The sequence below is a fragment of the Spiroplasma endosymbiont of Glossina fuscipes fuscipes genome (assembly GCF_049669535.1).
GTDB lineage: Bacteria > Bacillota_I > Bacilli_A > Mycoplasmatales > Mycoplasmataceae > Spiroplasma.
The window spans coordinates 722,677-742,022 of the sequence record NZ_CP187162.1 but is presented as its reverse complement, the minus strand read 5'-3'; the positions used below and the strand labels follow the sequence as shown (position 1 = coordinate 742,022).

The 19,346-nt window shown below is 24.8% G+C and carries 21 protein-coding genes and 5 pseudogenes; all 26 read left to right on the top strand.

What is annotated here, in order from left to right:
- Window positions 1-25: 25 nt before the first annotated feature.
- The 26 genes and pseudogenes from ACOBWH_RS04310 (at window position 26) to ACOBWH_RS04185 (ending at window position 19,298) form a co-directional block, all read left to right on the top strand.
- A protein-coding gene (locus ACOBWH_RS04310) for an IS3 family transposase (RefSeq protein ID WP_424527353.1) occupies window positions 26-1,134 on the top strand; the annotation gives its coding sequence in 2 pieces (ribosomal slippage) (window positions 26-266 and window positions 266-1,134; 1,110 coding nt in all).
- 15 nt (window positions 1,135-1,149) lie between these two features.
- Window positions 1,150-1,590 (top strand): hypothetical protein, encoded by a 441-nt coding sequence (locus tag ACOBWH_RS04305; protein ID WP_424525569.1) that lies wholly within the window; start codon window positions 1,150-1,152, stop codon window positions 1,588-1,590.
- Complete coding sequence (locus tag ACOBWH_RS04300; protein ID WP_424525567.1) at window positions 1,580-2,353, top strand: DNA-methyltransferase; 774 nt, start codon at window positions 1,580-1,582, stop codon at window positions 2,351-2,353. The genes ACOBWH_RS04305 and ACOBWH_RS04300 overlap by 11 nt, the downstream gene beginning before the upstream one ends.
- 98 nt (window positions 2,354-2,451) lie before the next feature.
- On the top strand, window positions 2,452-2,628 hold the full coding sequence (locus tag ACOBWH_RS04295; RefSeq protein WP_424525565.1) for a hypothetical protein: 177 nt from the start codon (window positions 2,452-2,454) through the stop codon (window positions 2,626-2,628).
- A 533-nt stretch (window positions 2,629-3,161) separates the two neighbouring features.
- Window positions 3,162-4,269, top strand: a pseudogene (locus ACOBWH_RS04290) (IS3 family transposase).
- Window positions 4,270-4,409: 140 nt separating this feature from the next.
- Window positions 4,410-5,198, top strand: coding sequence for a hypothetical protein (locus ACOBWH_RS04285; RefSeq protein ID WP_424527351.1), 789 nt, complete (start codon window positions 4,410-4,412; stop codon window positions 5,196-5,198).
- Between the two features lie 67 nt (window positions 5,199-5,265).
- Entirely contained in the window at window positions 5,266-5,868 is a 603-nt protein-coding gene (locus ACOBWH_RS04280; protein WP_424527349.1) for an FMN-dependent NADH-azoreductase, read from the top strand.
- A 226-nt stretch (window positions 5,869-6,094) separates the two neighbouring features.
- Window positions 6,095-7,203 (top strand): annotated as a pseudogene (locus tag ACOBWH_RS04275) (IS3 family transposase).
- Window positions 7,204-7,298: 95 nt separating this feature from the next.
- A pseudogene (locus tag ACOBWH_RS04270) lies at window positions 7,299-7,691 on the top strand (DUF3627 domain-containing protein); the annotation flags it as partial.
- Window positions 7,692-7,868: 177 nt separating this feature from the next.
- A complete protein-coding gene (locus ACOBWH_RS04265) occupies window positions 7,869-8,072 on the top strand; it encodes a DUF2649 family protein (protein ID WP_424527347.1) in 204 nt (67 codons plus the stop codon).
- Window positions 8,072-9,121: a hypothetical protein gene (locus ACOBWH_RS04260; RefSeq protein WP_424527345.1), complete on the top strand. Its 1,050-nt coding sequence runs from the start codon at window positions 8,072-8,074 to the stop codon at window positions 9,119-9,121. The genes ACOBWH_RS04265 and ACOBWH_RS04260 overlap by 1 nt, the downstream gene beginning before the upstream one ends.
- Window positions 9,070-9,315, top strand: a pseudogene (locus ACOBWH_RS04255) (hypothetical protein); the annotation flags it as partial. The gene ACOBWH_RS04260 and the pseudogene ACOBWH_RS04255, both read left to right, overlap by 52 nt.
- Window positions 9,315-9,551 carry a hypothetical protein gene (locus ACOBWH_RS04250; protein WP_424527343.1) on the top strand — a complete coding sequence of 79 codons (237 nt, stop codon included), beginning with the start codon at window positions 9,315-9,317 and terminating at the stop codon, window positions 9,549-9,551. The pseudogene ACOBWH_RS04255 and the gene ACOBWH_RS04250, both read left to right, overlap by 1 nt.
- 11 nt (window positions 9,552-9,562) lie before the next feature.
- Complete coding sequence (locus ACOBWH_RS04245) at window positions 9,563-9,832, top strand: hypothetical protein (protein WP_424527341.1); 270 nt, start codon at window positions 9,563-9,565, stop codon at window positions 9,830-9,832.
- Window positions 9,832-11,998, top strand: a pseudogene (locus ACOBWH_RS04240) (spiroplasma phage ORF1-like family protein). The gene ACOBWH_RS04245 and the pseudogene ACOBWH_RS04240 overlap by 1 nt, the downstream one beginning before the upstream one ends.
- A 523-nt stretch (window positions 11,999-12,521) precedes the next feature.
- A complete protein-coding gene (locus ACOBWH_RS04235; RefSeq protein ID WP_424527339.1) occupies window positions 12,522-12,788 on the top strand; it encodes a hypothetical protein in 267 nt (88 codons plus the stop codon).
- Window positions 12,704-13,477, top strand: coding sequence for an Mbov_0401 family ICE element transposase-like protein (locus ACOBWH_RS04230; RefSeq protein WP_424527409.1), 774 nt, complete (start codon window positions 12,704-12,706; stop codon window positions 13,475-13,477). The genes ACOBWH_RS04235 and ACOBWH_RS04230 overlap by 85 nt, the downstream gene beginning before the upstream one ends.
- A 504-nt stretch (window positions 13,478-13,981) precedes the next feature.
- On the top strand, window positions 13,982-14,494 hold the full coding sequence (locus ACOBWH_RS04225) for a hypothetical protein (RefSeq protein WP_424527337.1): 513 nt from the start codon (window positions 13,982-13,984) through the stop codon (window positions 14,492-14,494).
- A 6-nt stretch (window positions 14,495-14,500) separates the two neighbouring features.
- Window positions 14,501-15,310, top strand: a complete 810-nt coding sequence (locus tag ACOBWH_RS04220) for a TlyA family RNA methyltransferase (protein WP_424527335.1) — start codon at window positions 14,501-14,503, stop codon at window positions 15,308-15,310.
- Window positions 15,311-15,361: 51 nt separating this feature from the next.
- The gene (locus tag ACOBWH_RS04215) at window positions 15,362-15,868 is read left to right on the top strand and encodes a redoxin family protein (protein WP_424527333.1); all 507 of its coding nucleotides are present in this window, start codon (window positions 15,362-15,364) and stop codon (window positions 15,866-15,868) included.
- A 279-nt stretch (window positions 15,869-16,147) separates the two neighbouring features.
- Window positions 16,148-16,405: a hypothetical protein gene (locus tag ACOBWH_RS04210; protein WP_424527331.1), complete on the top strand. Its 258-nt coding sequence runs from the start codon at window positions 16,148-16,150 to the stop codon at window positions 16,403-16,405.
- 159 nt (window positions 16,406-16,564) lie between these two features.
- Window positions 16,565-16,885 (top strand): hypothetical protein, encoded by a 321-nt coding sequence (locus tag ACOBWH_RS04205; protein ID WP_424527329.1) that lies wholly within the window; start codon window positions 16,565-16,567, stop codon window positions 16,883-16,885.
- Window positions 16,886-16,992: 107 nt separating this feature from the next.
- A complete protein-coding gene (locus tag ACOBWH_RS04200; protein WP_424527327.1) occupies window positions 16,993-17,196 on the top strand; it encodes a hypothetical protein in 204 nt (67 codons plus the stop codon).
- Window positions 17,139-18,197: a PTS transporter subunit EIIC gene (locus ACOBWH_RS04195; RefSeq protein ID WP_424527325.1), complete on the top strand. Its 1,059-nt coding sequence runs from the start codon at window positions 17,139-17,141 to the stop codon at window positions 18,195-18,197. Before ACOBWH_RS04200 ends, ACOBWH_RS04195 begins: the two co-directional genes overlap by 58 nt.
- Window positions 18,149-18,520 carry a PTS transporter subunit EIIB gene (locus tag ACOBWH_RS04190; protein ID WP_424527407.1) on the top strand — a complete coding sequence of 124 codons (372 nt, stop codon included), beginning with the start codon at window positions 18,149-18,151 and terminating at the stop codon, window positions 18,518-18,520. The genes ACOBWH_RS04195 and ACOBWH_RS04190 overlap by 49 nt, the downstream gene beginning before the upstream one ends.
- 205 nt (window positions 18,521-18,725) lie before the next feature.
- Entirely contained in the window at window positions 18,726-19,298 is a 573-nt protein-coding gene (locus ACOBWH_RS04185) for a C39 family peptidase (protein ID WP_424527323.1), read from the top strand.
- Window positions 19,299-19,346: the final 48 nt, after the last annotated feature.

Below are 19,346 nucleotides of genomic sequence, written 5' to 3'. Positions count from 1 at the left end.
TTATTAGGAAAGCAGGAATATAAAAATGGCAAAAAACCAGTACACCGATGAATTCAAGAAACAAATCGTAATGTTATATAAAAATGGTAAAAGTAATATTGAAATTGTTAACGAATATAAAATTTCAAAGGCAGTTCTTTATCAATGAGTAAAAAAATTTGAGAATTCTGGTTCTTTTAAAGCAAAAGATAACAGAACACCAGAAGAAAATGAGTTAATTGAACTAAGAAAACGAAATAAGCAACTAGAAATGGAAAATGATATTTTAAAGCAAGCAGCACTGATAATCGGCAAAAAGTAATATTAATTACTAACAATAAAGACAAATATTCAGTGAGGAAAATGTGTCAAATATTAAAGATAGCAAAATCAAAGTATTATTATCAAATTAATAAGAACACTAAAACTGAAATTAATATTTATGAAAATGAAGTTATCAGTGCATTTAAAGAAAGCTATAAAGTTTATGGTGCTAGAAAAATTAAAATTATTTTAGCACGAAAGAACATTATTTTATCTCGACGAAAAATTAGAAGAATTATGGCAATAAATAATTTAGTATCAAAATATACTAAATTAAAATATCGCAATCATAAATCTCCTGTAAATAATGATCAAAATAGTAATATTCTAAATCGTGAGTTTAGTAATAAAAGACAAAATGAAGTTATTGTGAGCGATTTAACCTATGTTCAAGTTGGTTCAAAATGACATTATATTTGCTTACTAATTGATTTATTTAACCGTGAAGTAATTGGCTATAGCGCTGGAACAAATAAAACTGCTGAACTAGTTCAGCAGGCATTTTATAAAATAACATGACCACTAAATCAAATTAGGTTGTTTCATACAGATCGTGGTAATGAATTTAAAAATAAAATTATTGAAGAAATTTTATTAACATTTAATATTAAAAGATCATTAAGTGCAAAAGGTTGCCCTTACGATAACGCAGTAGCTGAAACAACCTATAAAGCTTTTAAAACTGAATTTATTAATGGTCGAAAATTTAAAAATTTAGAACAATTAAAGTTGGAACTATTTAATTTCATTAATTGATACAACAATATTCGAATTCATGGTAGTTTGAATTACTTAACTCCAGTTGAATTTAGAAATCAGAAGTCTACATAAAAAGTGTCCTAAAAAGTGTTGCCATTCCAAAAACAAGAATTTATAAATAAAGATTGAAAAAAACATTATGAATTTATTGATAATTTAATAAATAAATATTATTATGCCGATGATGAATATGGCTATTTAATTAAAGATAGTTGAAAACTAATTTTAAAAATTGAAAATTGTTTATATACATCTGCTAATGCAAGTAAAGATAGAGATGATTTATTACGACTATTAGGTGCTATTGAAAAACAATTTGAAGATTATATTACTTTAGTATCACCACGCCATACTAAATCATTTGTTAAAAATATGGAAAATTTAAGTAAATATAATGATGGTTTCATTCAAGATTTTAGTAAAGATGAAAATTTAACTTATCAATATGGCCAAGGTTGAAAATATAATAATGAAAAAATATCTCATCATATTAGAGATGCAATTATAATAGCTCATTATGAAAACTAATTTAGGTGAATTAATACTTGGTGATTCATTAGAAATATTAAAAACAATACCTGATAAAAGTATTGATTTAATATTAACTGATCCACCTTACCTTTACCCTGATATTGCTAAAAAATTAGAAAATAAAGAAAAACATATTGAATATAATTTAAAAAAATTAAATGATCCTAATACATCTAATATTCAATATCAAATTCGTAAAAGAGAACTTGAATTTTTACAAGGTGAATTTATTGATAGTTTTGATATACCATTATATTTTAAAGAATGAATGCGAATTATTAAAAAACCAAATTTTATTATTTATTTATCAAAACAGCAATTAAAAGAATATTTAATTGAAATTGAAAATTATAATTTAAAGTTTGAATTAATAATTTATCAAAAAACAAATGATGCACCTAGTAATAATGCATATCGTAAAGATAAAGAATTATGTTTATATATTTATAATAAACCAATTTCTTATAGTAATGTTTGAAATCAAGATATGAAAACTATTTATCAAATTACTAATAGTAATAATCAATTTATAGGAACAATTAAACATCCTACTGTTAAAGATATTAATTTAATAAAACTACAAATTAATAAACATAGTAAAGTTGGCGATACTGTATTAGATTGTTTTTTAGGGAGTGGAACAACTGCTATTGCTTGTGAACAATTAAATTGCAAATGAATTGGAATTGAAATAAATGAAAAATATTATAACTTAACAAAGGAGCGATTAAAATATGTTCAACCAACATTATTCTATTAAAATAAAATGTAATGAATGTAATAAAAATATTAATCACGGTAATATTGTTGCTAAAAATAATAAAGTAATGCATTATCTTTGTTATAAAAGGTTTAAAAATGAAATCAAAAAAGCATCAAGTTGTAATTAGAAATATTAATGTTTATTTAAATAAAGAACAAGAAAAAGTATGAAATGAATTACCTGAATTATATACTAATAATCAACGAATACAGCATTTTATAAATTATTATATTGTAAATGAAAGGAAAAAAGTAAATGAAAATAAAAAATAAAAATTTAGAATTAATATTAGAAAATAAAAAATAACCTTAATTGGTTATTTTTTAAATTTAATAATTAACTCACCAATTTTCTATAAAGTATTATATTTTGAATTATATCTTTACCAAAATTTCCAAATGATATATTTCCATATTCAGTATTTATTCTTACGATTAAATTATTATCTAGTGTTGGAATATATCTTGTTCATTCAATAGCACCATTATAATTTATGGGTGTTTCAATAGCTGTAGTTAAAGTAATATTCTGTTGATACTTATAAATTGCTCATAATTTATATTGATATTTTGTTTTATTAAAATCTTTAATAAAATATTGTGACCCATCTGGAATAAAATCACTAATATCAACTACTTCTCAATCATTACCACCGCTAATTGAAATATCACCATTACCTAATAATGAATTACCATTAATAGTTTTAATATTTGTACCGCTTACTAATTTATCTTGTAACTTGGACCATATTTATGTAGACTGTAAAAAAATAAGTTAAAATTATTAGGAAAGCAGGAATATAAAAATGGCAAAAAACCAGTACACCGATGAATTCAAGAAACAAATCGTAATGTTATATAAAAATGGTAAAAGTAATATTGAAATTGTTAACGAATATAAAATTTCAAAGGCAGTTCTTTATCAATGAGTAAAAAAATTGAGAATTCTGGTTCTTTTAAAGCAAAAGATAACAGAACACCAGAAGAAAATGAGTTAATTGAACTAAGAAAACGAAATAAGCAACTAGAAATGGAAAATGATATTTTAAAGCAAGCAGCACTGATAATCGGCAAAAAGTAATATTAATTACTAACAATAAAGACAAATATTCAGTGAGGAAAATGTGTCAAATATTAAAGATAGCAAAATCAAAGTATTATTATCAAATTAATAAGAACACTAAAACTGAAATTAATATTTATGAAAATGAAGTTATCAGTGCATTTAAAGAAAGCTATAAAGTTTATGGTGCTAGAAAAATTAAAATTATTTTAGCAAGAAAGAACATTATTTTATCTCGACGAAAAATTAGAAGAATTATGGCAATAAATAATTTAGTATCAAAATATACTAAATTAAAATATCGCAATCATAAATCTCCTGTAAATAATGATCAAAATAGTAATATTCTAAATCGTGAGTTTAGTAATAAAAGACAAAATGAAGTTATTGTGAGCGATTTAACCTATGTTCAAGTTGGTTCAAAATGACATTATATTTGCTTACTAATTGATTTATTTAACCGTGAAGTAATTGGCTATAGCGCTGGAACAAATAAAACTGCTGAACTAGTTCAGCAGGCATTTTATAAAATAACATGACCACTAAATCAAATTAGGTTGTTTCATACAGATCGTGGTAATGAATTTAAAAATAAAATTATTGAAGAAATTTTATTAACATTTAATATTAAAAGATCATTAAGTGCAAAAGGTTGCCCTTACGATAACGCAGTAGCTGAAACAACCTATAAAGCTTTTAAAACTGAATTTATTAATGGCCGAAAATTTAAAAATTTAGAACAATTAAAGTTGGAACTATTTAATTTCATTAATTGATACAACAATATTCGAATTCATGGTAGTTTGAATTACTTAACTCCAGTTGAATTTAAAAATCAGAAGTCTACATAAAAAGTGTCCTAAAAAGTGTTGCCATTCCAAATGGAATTTTACTTTCAGTTTATGTTCCAGTTTTTCGTAAGCAATTTAAAAAAGTCCAAATTAATCGTCCCATTAATTATCTTTTTGGTACTGTTTTTGGATTTTGCACAATGATGATTTTTAGTTATTTTTTAACAAACTTACTTTCAACAAATGTTTTTTACAACAAAAATAATTTTTCCCAAGATTTTCCAACAATGATCAACGCAACACAAAATGAAGTTGATAAATATCCTAATCAATTTCGTCATAGTCCAACTAATAAGATGTTTAATTGATTGCCATTTTGACAAGTCCAAAAATCTGGTGATGCCATTACATACTGATTCTGAATGGCAATTACTTTAAAAAATGATACATCATTATCTTCTAATTCTGATGATTTTATTAACAATATTGATAATGCTTTGAATGGACTTTCTGATAGTAATAAAAATGATGTTGTTAATGATATTATAGGCCCAATTGTCGATAAAATTGACAAAAATACTAGTGGATTACCTGCAACAACAACTGATTGAATTGATATTAATCAAGCTGTTGTTAATTGAAAAAATAACAATCCTGGTCACCAATTTAATGGTCCTGCGGTTGAAACAATGATGCCTTCAACGCCAAATGATGAAAATAACCCATATTATTATTTTGTTAAACTTCGTGAATATGGCGAAACAACAACAGCAAATAGTGAATTTTCAGTTATTTTAACTAATGGAAATAAGTTTTATACAACTTTAAAAAACATTTATTTACTAGGAAAAATGACCCCAAATGCAAATACAATTCAAAGTTTTAATACTATTATTAATAAATATGTTACTGGTATGACAATTATCAATTCTGGGGAAGATGACCCATTATATCCAAATTATCAACAATTATCATCTTGGTTTACCTAAAAAAGATAATCCTTACTATTTCCAATCCTGAATTATGATAAAATAATACCAGAAAGGAAAGATAACGATGTCAAATAAAGTATTAGTAATTTATGGAACTGTTAGTCCTGATGAGAAATCATATTCAAAAGCTTTAGCAGCTCGTTTTATTAAACATTATCAAGCATTAAATGCCGAAGATGAAATTATTCATTTAGATTTAAATAATACCGCAATGGCTTTAAAAACATTAACGCGTGATAACTTTGATAGTTATTTTAATGCCGAAGATACCGATGTTTATATTAACCAATTAAAAGAAGTTCAAAAGGTCATTATTGTTTGTCCAATGAATAACTTTAATGTTTCGGGGCTAATGAAAAATTATTTAGATCATGTGTTAGTTGCTAATAAAACATTTTCATATAAATATTCGAAAAAAGGAGATGCAATTGGACTATTACCACATTTAAAAGTTCAAATTTTAACAACTCAAGGAGCGCCTTTTGGGTGATATCCATGAGGAAACCATACCGAATATTTAAAAGGAACATGAGAATTTGTTGGTGCAACAGTTAATAAACCAATTTTAGTTGCGGGAACAAAAGTACCTCCAACAAATGCATTAGCACCTGATGAATTAATTGATCAATATGATGAAGAAATTCAAAAAGTTGTTAAAACATTTTAAATACAATAATAAAAAACTCAATTAATAAAATTGAGTTTTTTATTTTACAAAACAAATTAAAAATAAAAACTACTAATTATAAAACTAGTAGCAGTGCAAATAATACATATGGAGTTAATTGTTATTTTAATAAAATAATTAGGTGGATAGGTTACAATAACTTGGACCATATTTATGTAGACTGTAAAAAATAAGCTAAAATTATTAGGAAAGCAGGAATATAAAAATGGCAAAAAACCAGTACACCGATGAATTCAAGAAACAAATCGTAATGTTATATAAAAATGGTAAAAGTAATATTGAAATTGTTAACGAATATAAAATTTCAAAGGCAGTTCTTTATCAATGAGTAAAAAAATTTGAGAATTCTGGTTCTTTTAAAGCTAAAGACAATCGCTCTGTTGAAGAAAATGAACTTATTCAGTTGCGAAAAGAAAACAAACAATTACGAATGGAAAATGATATTTTAAAGCAAGCAGCACTGATAATCGGCAAAAAGTAATATTAATTACTAACAATAAAGACAAATATTCAGTGAGGAAAATGTGTCAAATATTAAAGATAACAAAATCAAAGTATTATTATCAAATTAATAAGATCACTAAAACTGAAATTAATATTTATGAAAATGAAGTTATCAGTGCATTTAAAGAAAGCTATAAAGTTTATGGTGCTAGAAAAATTAAAATTATTTTAGCAAGAAAGAACATTATTTTATCTCGACAAAAAATTAGAAGAATTATGGCAATAAATAATTTAGTATCAAAATATACTAAATTAAAATATCGCAATCATAAATCTCCTGTAAATAATGATCAAATTAGTAATATTCTAAATCGTGAGTTTAGTAATAAAAGACAAAATGAAGTTATTGTGAGCGATTTAACCTATGTTCAAGTTGGTTCAAAATGACATTATATTTGCTTACTAATTGATTTATTTAACCGTGAAGTAATTGGCTATAGCGCTGGAACAAATAAAACTGCTGAACTAGTTCAGCAGGCATTTTATAAAATAACACGACCACTAAATTAAATTAGGTTGTTTCATACAGATCGTGGTAATGAATTTAAAAATAAAATTATTGAAGAAATTTTATTAACATTTAATATTAAAAGATCATTAAGTGCAAAAGGTTGCCCTTACGATAACGCAGTAGCTGAAACAACCTATAAAGCTTTTAAAACTGAATTTATTAATGGTCGAAAATTTAAAAATTTAGAACAATTAAAGTTGGAACTATTTAATTTCATTAATTGATACAACAATATCCGAATTCATGGTAGTTTGAATTACTTAACTCCAGTTGAATTTAGAAATCAGAAGTCTACATAAAAAGTGTCCTAAAAAGTGTTGCCATTCCAATCAATGTTTTTATCAATAAATAAGCAATATATGAACATTAAATATAACATTGTTAATTAGAAACAATGTTTATTAAGGAGTTGATAAAATTGAGTAATTTTATTAAGAAAAATAAAAATATAGAAAATTATTTTATTCGTAAAGAGTTAATAGTTTTTGAAACAGATAAAGCAAGTTTTATAAATTTGCCTAATCATAATAAACATATTGGTTTTTGATTAAGTAATAAGTTTATTTATCCGAGTGAAAAACATTCTGATCAAGTAGCTATTGGTTTGATTTATGATAATTCTTATTCTATTGTAAAATATGATGAAAATTTAAAACGTCATATTTGAAAGTATTTAACTGGAACAGAATTAATTAATTTGTATAATTAATATAAACAAAATTATTTTAATTCTATGCACAAAGCATTATTTTTAAATGAACCTAAAAAAGTAAGAGCAAGAATTAATTAATGATTTAGAAAGTTTAAATTAAATGAGTTTATATGACTATTGAGTTCAATTTGTTAGTTATATTATTGGTTCAAATGCCCCTGAATTTTTATATGTTATATCGTTTGTATTATTTATCGTTTTATTTTTTGGGATATTTTTTAAACTTATTCAAAAAATGTGGAGTTTTTAAAAATGCAAAATGATTGAGAAAAATTAAAAGAGTTTTTTATTCATATATTTTTGTTTATAGATAAAATAAATGTTGAAAGTATTACAACTTGGTCTTTGACTCAAAATGAATATTTAACTCTGATGGTTGGTGTTTGAATTGTTATTTTGTTTTTAACTTGGTTTTTGTTATGAATGATTTTTAAAATAGTTGGGTATTTTAAGTAATGAAAAAGTTTATATTTTTCTTAAAAAATTATTGTTATATTAGCGGTTCAATGATTTTGTTTAGTTTAATTGATTTATTACTTTGAATAATTTCATTAAATTATACTGGTTTAGTATTCTGATTATTGTTTGCTTTGCAATGTGTTTATTTTGTATGATGAGTTTGAAAAAACATATTTTATCAGTTAAATGCTTTTCGGTTAGTAAATTTTGTTTGAGATAATCCGTTATCGGTAATTATTGGTAAATTAGGAACGGGAAAAACATTACTTTTAACTTATTTATCACAAACTATGAAACTATTAACAGATAAGATTTATAGTAATTATCCGTTAGAAGATGATAAAGTTAAAGTTTTAACATTTAAAAATTTAGATTTTACAGATAGAACAAAACCGGTTCCCTCTGATGATAGTGTTATCTTATTTGATGAAAGTTATTTATATATTGATGGAACTAGTCCCCATGATGAGAAAAAAGTTCACAGTGGTAAAATTCCGTGAATTGTTTTAGCAAGACATTTTGGTAATCGTGCTTTGTTTACAGTTCAACGTGAGGGTATGATTTGAAATAATATCCGACAATTAGCAAGTGGTATTATTATTCCAATTTCACTGAAAAAACCTATTGCTAAAAAAGGATTTAATTTTTTTAATCGGTTCTTTATTATGCGAATTGGCATTTTTCAAGATATTACTGATTATGAAATTTGAAAAACAAAATCAGTAGAACGAACAGCAGAAGGTAAACGAGCAAAACATAAGTCGGATGTTGGGTTAGGAATTCGGTTTTTTAAAATAATTATTCTGTTAGAATTTGCACAGAAATATGATAGTCAATGATTAAAGTTTGTTCGTGATTTAAAAAATGATGAAATAGTTAATTATAAAGAATATTACTGGTCAGAAATTACTAAATTGAGTGTCAAAGAGCGTTTAGAATTGTTTGATATTGATATTTTGAAAAAGAATTTAAAACCTAAAAAAGAAAAAGGAATAAGTTATCTATTTATGCAATTCACGGTACAAGAACTCAATACAACGAATTAGGTTCAACAGTACAAACAGGTGTATCAAATATTTATTCTGCAACTGCTCGTGGAGTTTCAGATACTAAACAAGGTATGCAAAAACATATTAAAGATCGTAAACAGTTTAAAATTAATCGTAATAAACAACAATTATCAAATTTAGTAAAACAAGCAAAAACAAGAGAACAAGGATATCGGAGAGTGAATAAATAATGATTAAATTAGTTTTATTGGTGGCGGCAATCGCTATTTTTGGAACAGGATTTATTACAGTCATTATAAATCAATTAACATCAGCAAAAAATATTATTATGGATTTATATAACTCAGATACTTTTTTGCTTTTGTTGTTTGGTAAAATGGCAATTTTGTTTAGTCATCCATTAATGTTAACAATATCAAGTTTATATATTGTTGGGTTTATTGTTTCAAAAACATTGTATAGTTAGGAGTTGAATTTATGAAAATTAAAATTTTAAAGTTTTTAAAAGAAAAATGATGAAAAATATTATTATATTTTTTGGTAATTAGTTTGGGAATGTTCATACCTTTTCTTTATATTGATATTAAAGAATTTCAATTATTTTTGAGTAAATTTGGTTCAGTTTCTTCAATTATGTGTATCGGATATATAATTTTTTGAATTTTAACTGCTGCGGGAATTATTGATTTAATATTATGAATTAAGAAAAAAATTAATAAAGATATAGTTAAAGGTGGCAAAGAATAATGCGTAAGTCATTATCTTTATTTGCAATATCTATTTTAGGTATTTTAGGGTTAATTATTCCTTTTATTACTTTAACAGCATTCAAACCATTAAATCAGCAAAATTATACTGTTAAACAACAAACAACGGGAATGAATGAAACTGACTTTATTAATACGATGTTTTTACGCAGTAGTTTCTTTGAAAATTGGTCAGAAACAAATTACTTTATTAACCCTACTTTAAAAACATCACAATCATTAACTTATAATAATAAATGATATTTAGATTTTTTAAAGGATAGTTATTCAACGGGAATTTCATTTGATAAGCCGAGTGATGAATTTATGGATTTATATAAAAATTGAGATACTTATATTAAACAGTATAACATTGATAAGTTTTATAATGTTGACAAAAAAACAATTTTTAAAAGAATTAACAAATTTTATTTATTCTTTTACAAATAAATATAATTTAACACAAATGTTAAATAAATTAAAAACAAATATAAATGATTTACAATCCGTTAATTTAATTGAAAATAATTGAAAATTAATTGATAGAAATAGTTTTGATAATGAGTTTAATAGAGAAAATAATAAATCATATTTATTTCTTAATTTATTTGATGTAGGTAGATATGGTATATATTTAGCAAAAAATAATGGTAATATATCACAAAGAAAAAATAATATTTGATATTTAGAAACATATAATCCAAAAGATTTTGTAATGTTTAACACTGCAAATATAAAATCGCTTTATCGTTGAGATGGAAACAGTGAACTACAAAAACCAACAATTAACAAAACTACTGGTGAAATAACAGATTGAAGTGTTGAAAATCAAAATAAAGTTAAAGATTTTTTAAATAAGTATTTAGATATTATTATTCAAGAAAATATTAGAGTTCAACAAGGTGGAAATCCAAACTATGATGATCCAAATTTAGGTAGTGAAAGAATAATTTTTGATTTTGAAATTATTAATAATTTGGATAAGTCTAGTACTGGTACTATTTTAACTAAAAAATCAATTTATCGGATGATTTTAACGATTGATGAACATAAAAATATTGTAATAGTTATTGATATACTGATGATTTAGGGTTTTTATTTTCTTTTATGAAAGAAAAAGAAAATATCTTTAATTTTAGTGCTGAAACTTATAATTATAATCAAAGTAGTACTCCTAATACTGGTAAAAAGGTTTTTGAATGGATGAAAGGTCAAATTGATATTAATAAGTTTTTAAAAGCATTTTTTGCACATGCTTTGGTGCCTGTATTTCAAAATCGTAGTAATTTTATTGAAAGTGGGTATATTGATAATTTACAATATGATACGGTTTTAATTAACTTTTTTGGTTTGAAATTAGTTAATTTTAGAAATGTTTTAATTGATGAAAAAAATACTAATAAAAATCAATTTGAAAGATTATTAAATAGTATGTTTACAGTTTCTCAAAATTTTTATAAAGATTATTTACGAACGATTTTTGATTTAGAAAATAATACTTATGTACAAGGATATAATAAAAAAATATGGTTTATTAGCGAATAATGGTTTTAAGATTTATCCTCGTTATTTTTATTTTTCAGATAAATATAATCAGTTGGATATTAAATTATATTCAGCATTTAAAAATCGATTTTATAATACAAATTATGGTAATGTATTTAATTATGATTTTTCAGTTGCAAATAATTATAATATTAATCAAAATGAGGGTTATATTTTTGAAGGTGCTTTAAAAGAAAAATATGGTTTAAAATATAAAAAAATTGAAGAACAAAAAATTGGTTATAATGTTTTTGAATTACAAGCACAAAAAGAAAATGATATCTATCGTTATTATGATTTTAATTTTGGAATTTATAATTGACAAGAAATAAATAATGGTGGATTATTTCCTGATGGACAGTGATGACAAGCACAATATGAAAGTTGTAGTTGATATAATTTAGCGTGTCATATCAGAAATGCTGCAATTTGAATTGTCAATAATATTCCTGGTGTAAAACAAGTAAATGAATTAGCAAGTGGGGTTGGTAAAATTTTTCAAACAATATATAGTTTTTTTAGTCAAACATTTGAGGTGTGAAAATTTAGTCCAGCATTATATAACACAATAACAAATATATTCCTATTAATTATATTTATGAAATTTGTAAGATTAATATAAAAAAGGACTTTTGTTAGTCCTTTTATTTTTTTCAATCTGTTATTTCACCAGTAGTTTTGTTAATTGTTGGTTTTTGTAGTTCACTGTTTCCATCTCAACGATAAAGCGATTTTATATTTGCAGTGTTAAACATTACAAAATCTTTTGGATTATATGTTTCTAAATATCAAATATTATTTTTTCTTTGTGATATATTACCATTATTTTTTGCTAAATATATACCATATCTACCAATTAATTTTCAATTACTATTTTCTGGTGGTTGTTGTGGATTATATGGTGGTTCTGGTTTATTACCCCCGTTTTCATTGTTATTTGGTTTTTCACAACTAATTAATGTTATTGTACTTGTTGCTGTTAATCCGATTGTTCCTAAAATGCTAAGTCATTTTTTTATATATTTATTCCTTTCTGTGAAATGTTATAATTTTTTTAATTATACTATACCTTTTTTAAAGCAGGTGTAAATTTATGAAATATATTAACTAATAATTTTAATTTAATAACGAAAGGAAATAATAAAATGTTTAATTTTAATAAATTTAGTGTAAATATTTATGAAAATGCTTTAAATCAGTTAAAAGAAAAGATAGAAGGAACTGATGATATAATTTTTAAAAAACGAGATAAAACAAAATATTTTGTAAAAGAAATAAAAACTAGAAAAATTAAAACAGAATTTGGAATATTAATTTATAGAGAAGAATTTATAAATATCTTTATAAGGGTAAGTGAAAATATGTTCCTCTTGTTGATAAACAATTTGGAGTTAAAAAATGGCAAAGAATAATTAATGATTTAAAACTAAAAATAACTGCTGAAATAGTAAAAAATAAAAGATATAATGATATATTAGATATGTTTAATTGCAAATTACATTGTTCATCTGTTTCGCGTATTTTACGAAAAGCATTAATAAAAAGAAAAGATAAAAAAATAGATTTGAAAAATTGTAAAAATTTATATATTAATTTAGATGATGCCCATGTAATTTTAAAAAATAAAAATAATAAATCTTATTTGCAAACTGTTAGAATAATTTCATTTAATACTGGAAAAGAAAATAATAAATTTTTAAATAAAAAATATTGTTATTTTTTTCTTAATAAGAAAACTCGGGGTGCGGAATTTAATGCGTTCTTTATTAAAAAACAAATTCAGAAATTTTTTAAAAATTATGAAAATATTAAATTAATTATTGGTGGGGATAGTGCTAAATGGATTAAAAAAACTGCTAAAATTTTAGATGGTATGTTTATATTTGATAGATTTCATGCAATAAGAGAATTAAAGAATAATATATATTGTGGTAATCGTAGTAAAGAATCCTTTAAAAATTATTTATACGCAAAAGAATTATTTTTACAAGGAAAATACGACGAATTTATAACTTTTTTAAAATCATTACAGAATGAAAGAATTAAATTAAAATATTTTATTAATTTAAAAAATGGTATTTTAAATCAAAATAAAGAGTAAAATATTGGCGTATCTGCTGAAAGTGATGTTTCAAGAGTTGTAAAATCTTGTTTAGGATACGGTAATAAAACATTTTCATTTTCAACATTTAAAAAAATTTTAGATTTAAAAATTATGAGATTTAATTTTAGTTAATTTAAAATAATTTAATCTTAGTTTTTAAACTATTTTTTAGTATGTTAAAATATGAAATTATTTTTTGTATTTTTATTTTTTTGTGTTATAAAGTTTCTTGTTTTTAAATAAATTAAATAATACCCGTTTATATGCAACACTCCCAAATATTTATATACAGTTCCACAAATATTATTTACAGCTTCATTATATTCTTTTCTTAACTGTTAACAATAACTTTAATTCCAATTCTTAAAATATCAACTTTGTTTCAAGGTTTTTAGAATATAAAGTAAATAATTTGTGTCAAAGAACAGGGGATAAAACAAGACCATCTTTGTTCTTGTATTTAAATTTGGTATAATTAATATAGTTAAAAAAGGTGATAAAATGCAAAATAACAAATTTAATTATTATAATTGAGCAAGCAATAAATGAGCTAAGAAATGACGAATGTCAAATGATGTTAAACAACGCTTATTAACACTAAAGGGAAGAATTCATTTTATTCCCTTATGAAAGCCCGCCGAAATTATTGTTGATCTTGATAATCAACAATTAATTATTCCAAAAAATTTAACATTTTTAACACAAAAATATCAATTACCACAAACATCTTATTATCTTTTTAAATATCATAATATTAATAATATAATGTTAGAATGTAATTATATTATTAGTAATTATTCAACTATTATTGAAGCAAAAATTGATCAAAATGTTATTTCCTTACAATGATCATTATCATATGGTGCTTATTTTTTTAAAAAAATTACCAATTATATTTTAGACCAAGATACTATTTTAAAAACTTATCGTACAACAAAAACTCGTAAACAACGGTTATTATTTCGTCATAAAAACCATCATGCCTTTAATAAAACAAAATGGAAGGAAGAATAAACTTTAATGAAAACGCGTTTAGACCAATTATTAGTTAATCATAATTTAGCGCCATCTCGTGAGAAGGCAAAAGCAATGATTTTAGCTAATAATGTTTTAGTTAATAATGTTCCAGCGTTAAAAGCCGGTGATTTAGTAGATGCTGATAGTATTATTACTTTACGAGGTGAACCATTAAAATATGTTTCGCGAGCTGGGAAAAAATTAGCAAAAGGACTAGAAACATTTCAAATCAAAGTTGATAACCTAATTTGTCTTGATATTGGATCATCAACTGGTGGTTTTACCGATTGTTTATTACAAAATAACGCCAAAAAAAATTATGCCCTTGATGTTGGCACTAATCAATTAGCATGAAAATTACGCAATAATCCACAAGTAATTTCCTTAGAAAAAACTAACTTTCGTTATGTCACAAAGCAATTATTTGAACCCGATCAAATTGAATTTGCTTGTTGTGATGTTTCTTTTATTTCATTAGATAAAATTATCCCACCGCTAAAAGAAATCTTATTATTAGATCATTATGCTTTTTTCTTAATTAAACCTCAATTTGAAAGTACAAGAGCAACAGTTAATAAGGGCAAAATAAATAGTAAAAAAGCCCATCAAATTGTCATCAAAAAAGTAATTAATTTAGCACTTACTAATGGTTTTAGTATTATTAATCTAGATTATTCACCAATTTTAGGTAATAAAAAGAAAAATATTGAATTTATTTGTTTATTACAACGAACAATAACACCAATTAATCATTTGTCTGATTTAAAAATCATTGAAATTATTGAAAATGCTTGAAATTCCTTGCTATCTTAATTAACTTTTAGTATATAATATTATCAAAATGAGAAGGGAGGGTCAGAATTTATGGCTAAAGGAACAATGAGCGGCGATGTTGCGACACTAATTCCAACAAATCATATTAAAATTGGTGATACTTTAACATTTAAAGCAGATACTGTTAAATGAGCAGATTTTGAATTAGCAAATGTTAGTAAAGAATATAAAGTTATTTCTGCTGTTCCTAGTATTGATACTAGTGTTTGTTTGTTACAAACAAAACAATTTAACGAAACAATTATTAACAAATATCCCGCTGTCCAATTAATAACAATTTCACGAGATTTACCATTTGTCTTGCAACGTGCTTGTGAATCATTTATTAATCCCAAACATATTTTATTATCAGATACAAACTATCGTGAGTTTGGTCACAAAACAAAATTATTCTTTGAATTCAATAATTTATTAGCACGTAGTGTTATGGTTCTTGATCAAAATAATCAAGTTATTTATCTACAAATAGTATCACCGGTTAGTTCGGAACCAAATTATCAAGATATTTATCTTTTTTTAGATAATTTGGTAAAATAAATAGATACCCCTTATTTTAGGGGTATCTATTTATTTTAAATTAGAAATTGCCAAAGTATTTCATTAGGAAATTAATTATCATTATTATTAAAAAATATATACTATTTTTTGTATTAACCCTATTTATAATTTTATCCTCCGTTCATATATGGAAATTTTATCCATTGGTAGATATTTTTTAATAAGAAAGGTGTTTATTACAAGTATTTTATGAAAGGAGAACACAAAAACCATGGCTTTCGAAAATAACAATACAGCTGAAACAAAAAAAGATTAGCAATGCCAGATAGTGTCTTCATTGGTTGTGAACAACATGCTAATGAATGTCCAAAATGTGCGGCAATGCAAGAATCACAAAAGTCAATTTTAACATGTCAAATGTGTGAACAACCGGTGTTTTTCTGTCGCTCAAAACCTTGTGAGTATAAATTGCATTGTACCAATCCAGAGTGTATTAAATCAAAACATAACTTTGTTTTTATTGGTAAAAACAATGCTAAAACAAAAAGATATCAAGATCAATCGTTTCAAAAATAAAGTTTTAAAAACAAATAATTAATGACTAAATAATATCAAAATTACAACCTTCTTTTTATAAAAAGAAGGTTTTTAATTGGAAAATATAATAAAAAAATGGAAATATATTTTTTTATGATAAGATAAAAATAGATAGTTAAAATAGAAAGCACACCCAAAATGAATATTATATTACTATTACAACATTATACTTTATTAAGTAATACTAACAATCTAGAAAAATTAGATAACTATACTCAAACTTTAATTTGAGGGGGCGTAATTATAGTTAGTATTCTTTTTATTGTTGTTTTTTTATCAATTCATTTTTTTTACTGACGAAATAAGAATAATCAACGCTATTCACAACGATTTGGGGTAAATCGTGAGCGTGGTGTTTTATTTGAAATTAGACGAAATATTTTCTTAATTCTAACTTCATTATTTGCCATTTCCTTAGCTGTCGGTATTATTACGATTATTAAACTAATTACTATTTAAATAGAAAGAAGGGAATAGCAATGCAATATTTGCAAAAATTAGGAAAAGCTCTACAATTTCCAATTGTTGTCTTGCCTGTTGCCGCCTTGTTACTGAGGTTGGGGGTTATGAACGATGCATCAATCAACCCTGATTTATCACAAACAGGACCATTATCTGCAATTTGATATATTGGTTCAATTTTTCAGACAGTTGGAAACGCAGCAATTAGTAATTTAGCCCCATTATTTGCAATCGGGTTAGGATTTTTGGAATGGCCAAGAACTTTCGCGGGGAAGCTGCTTTGGTTGCATTCTTTGGATGAGCTGTAATTGAAGGGTTAATGGGAATTGTGCCCCAATGATATTATAATAATGTTTTATTAGGACATACACCAATTGGTAATTTTCAAGATAACCAATTTTGAACAACACCACATTCACAAATTTTATACGTTTTTGATTTTAGTAAAGGAAATGCTACTGAAGGTTATGGAGCCAAATATAACATTAGTATGGGAGTATTTGGCGGAATTTTAGCGGGATGTCTTGTTGCTTTAATCTACAATAAATATTCAAATGTAAAATTACCAGCAGCATTAGGGTTCTTTTCGGGACGTCGTTTTGTCCCAATGATGACTGCTGCTTACTTCTTACTTGGAGCATTTACTTTAGCAGCAATTTGGCCTTGGTTCCAATTAAGATTACAATATCTGGGATATGAATTAGGAGCAATCCCACCATTAGGAGCATTTTTCTATGGTATTTTTAACCGGTTATTGTTACCATTTGGGTTACACCAAGTATTAAACACTTATTTATGGTTCCAACAACCAATTATTGGTCATTTAATGAACTACCAAGGAACAAACTTATGACAAATTGTTAATGGAGTTTTACAATGGACTGATTATTCAATTAATAAGGACGGTATCTTAACAATTCATGGTTGAACTTTAAACGGAGTTATTACAACTATGAATGGAGATATTACAGCCTTTTTAGGGAAACTATATGCTGATGCTAAATTTGGTTTAGCAGGAGGAAGTGAAATGTTCCAAGCGGGATTCTTCCCAATGATGATGTTTGGATTTGGATTTTCAGCTGGATTCATTGATTGAGCTGTCTCAATGAAAACATCATGAGATATGGCAACAATTTCGTCTAGTTTACAATCAGGAGTTTATAAAGTCTTAGGAAATCCATTCATGATTCTCCCAATTGGAGTACTGGAAGGGGCTGCTGACTTCTTTAGTTTTAAATACATTATTAAAAAAATGAATTTATCAACACCTGGCCGCGAAGATGAAACAGCAATGATTGCAAAATCATAAATGTTACCGTTGCAACAACAGCCGGAAATGTTAGTGTTCCGTTCCAAACCAACGGTGTTAATAAACGAATTGATATTCAAAAAGATCCAGAAGGACCATTAAAATTAGCACAAGTTATTTATGATGCCATTGGCCATGATAACTTAGTTAAAGTTGATAACTGTATGACAAGATTACGTTTGACAGTTGAAGACAATACTAAAATTGACCAGCAGACAATTAAAGATGCTGGTGTTGCCGGAATGGTTTTGGTTTCAAAAACTAAAGGAATTCAAATTATAAGCCAAAAAAAAAAAAAAAAAGTTGACATCATTTGATTTTAGTTTTTTAAGATATAATATAAATTTATTTAGAATAAAATGTTTTAAATTAGATTGAATCTTCAACAAGAAAAAACATAATATCACTTTAACAATTGTCACTAAAATAAGATGTAATAATATTTTAATTATAATTCTTACTTTTATTTATCAAATAATATGAAATTTGGTGGGGTGGTTGGGTTGTTAAGAAGAGAGGCCTTATATTATGAAAAAACTATTAAGTACTTTAGGAGTAATAGCAATCTTGGGTAGTACTATTTCAAATGTTATTACTAATGATTTCTATCACAAAACATTAGAACAAAATAATAGGAGTATTAAATTATGAGTTATTCGTAGAATTCAAGAAACCAATTGGTTTTGTGTCCCAACTGATATTCAAATGATTTTTGGATATTTTAATATTGCACGGAGACAAACTCAAATTTATAATGATTTAGGTGGAGTTGGTGAAAACGGATTACTTATTAATCAAAATTTAGTTAACTATTTAAATAATAATATTAGACCAGTAAATCAAAACATCAATTATGGTCTTGTCCAAATTCATACTAATTTTGGACATACTAGATCTGAACAACTATTATTTGAAAATTATGTATACGAATCATTATTTAATAATCATCCCCTTCTCTTTGGTTATAGCATTGAAAACGATGGGCATGCTATTCTGATTACAGGAATCAATATTAATGAAAACAACCCTGGCGAAACCCAATATACTTATCTTGAACCAGCAGATGGGGCACAAATGACATTTAAAAGGTGTAAATTGTAAATACCAACCGATAAAAAGTTAACTATTAATTTAGTTAACTTTTTTAAG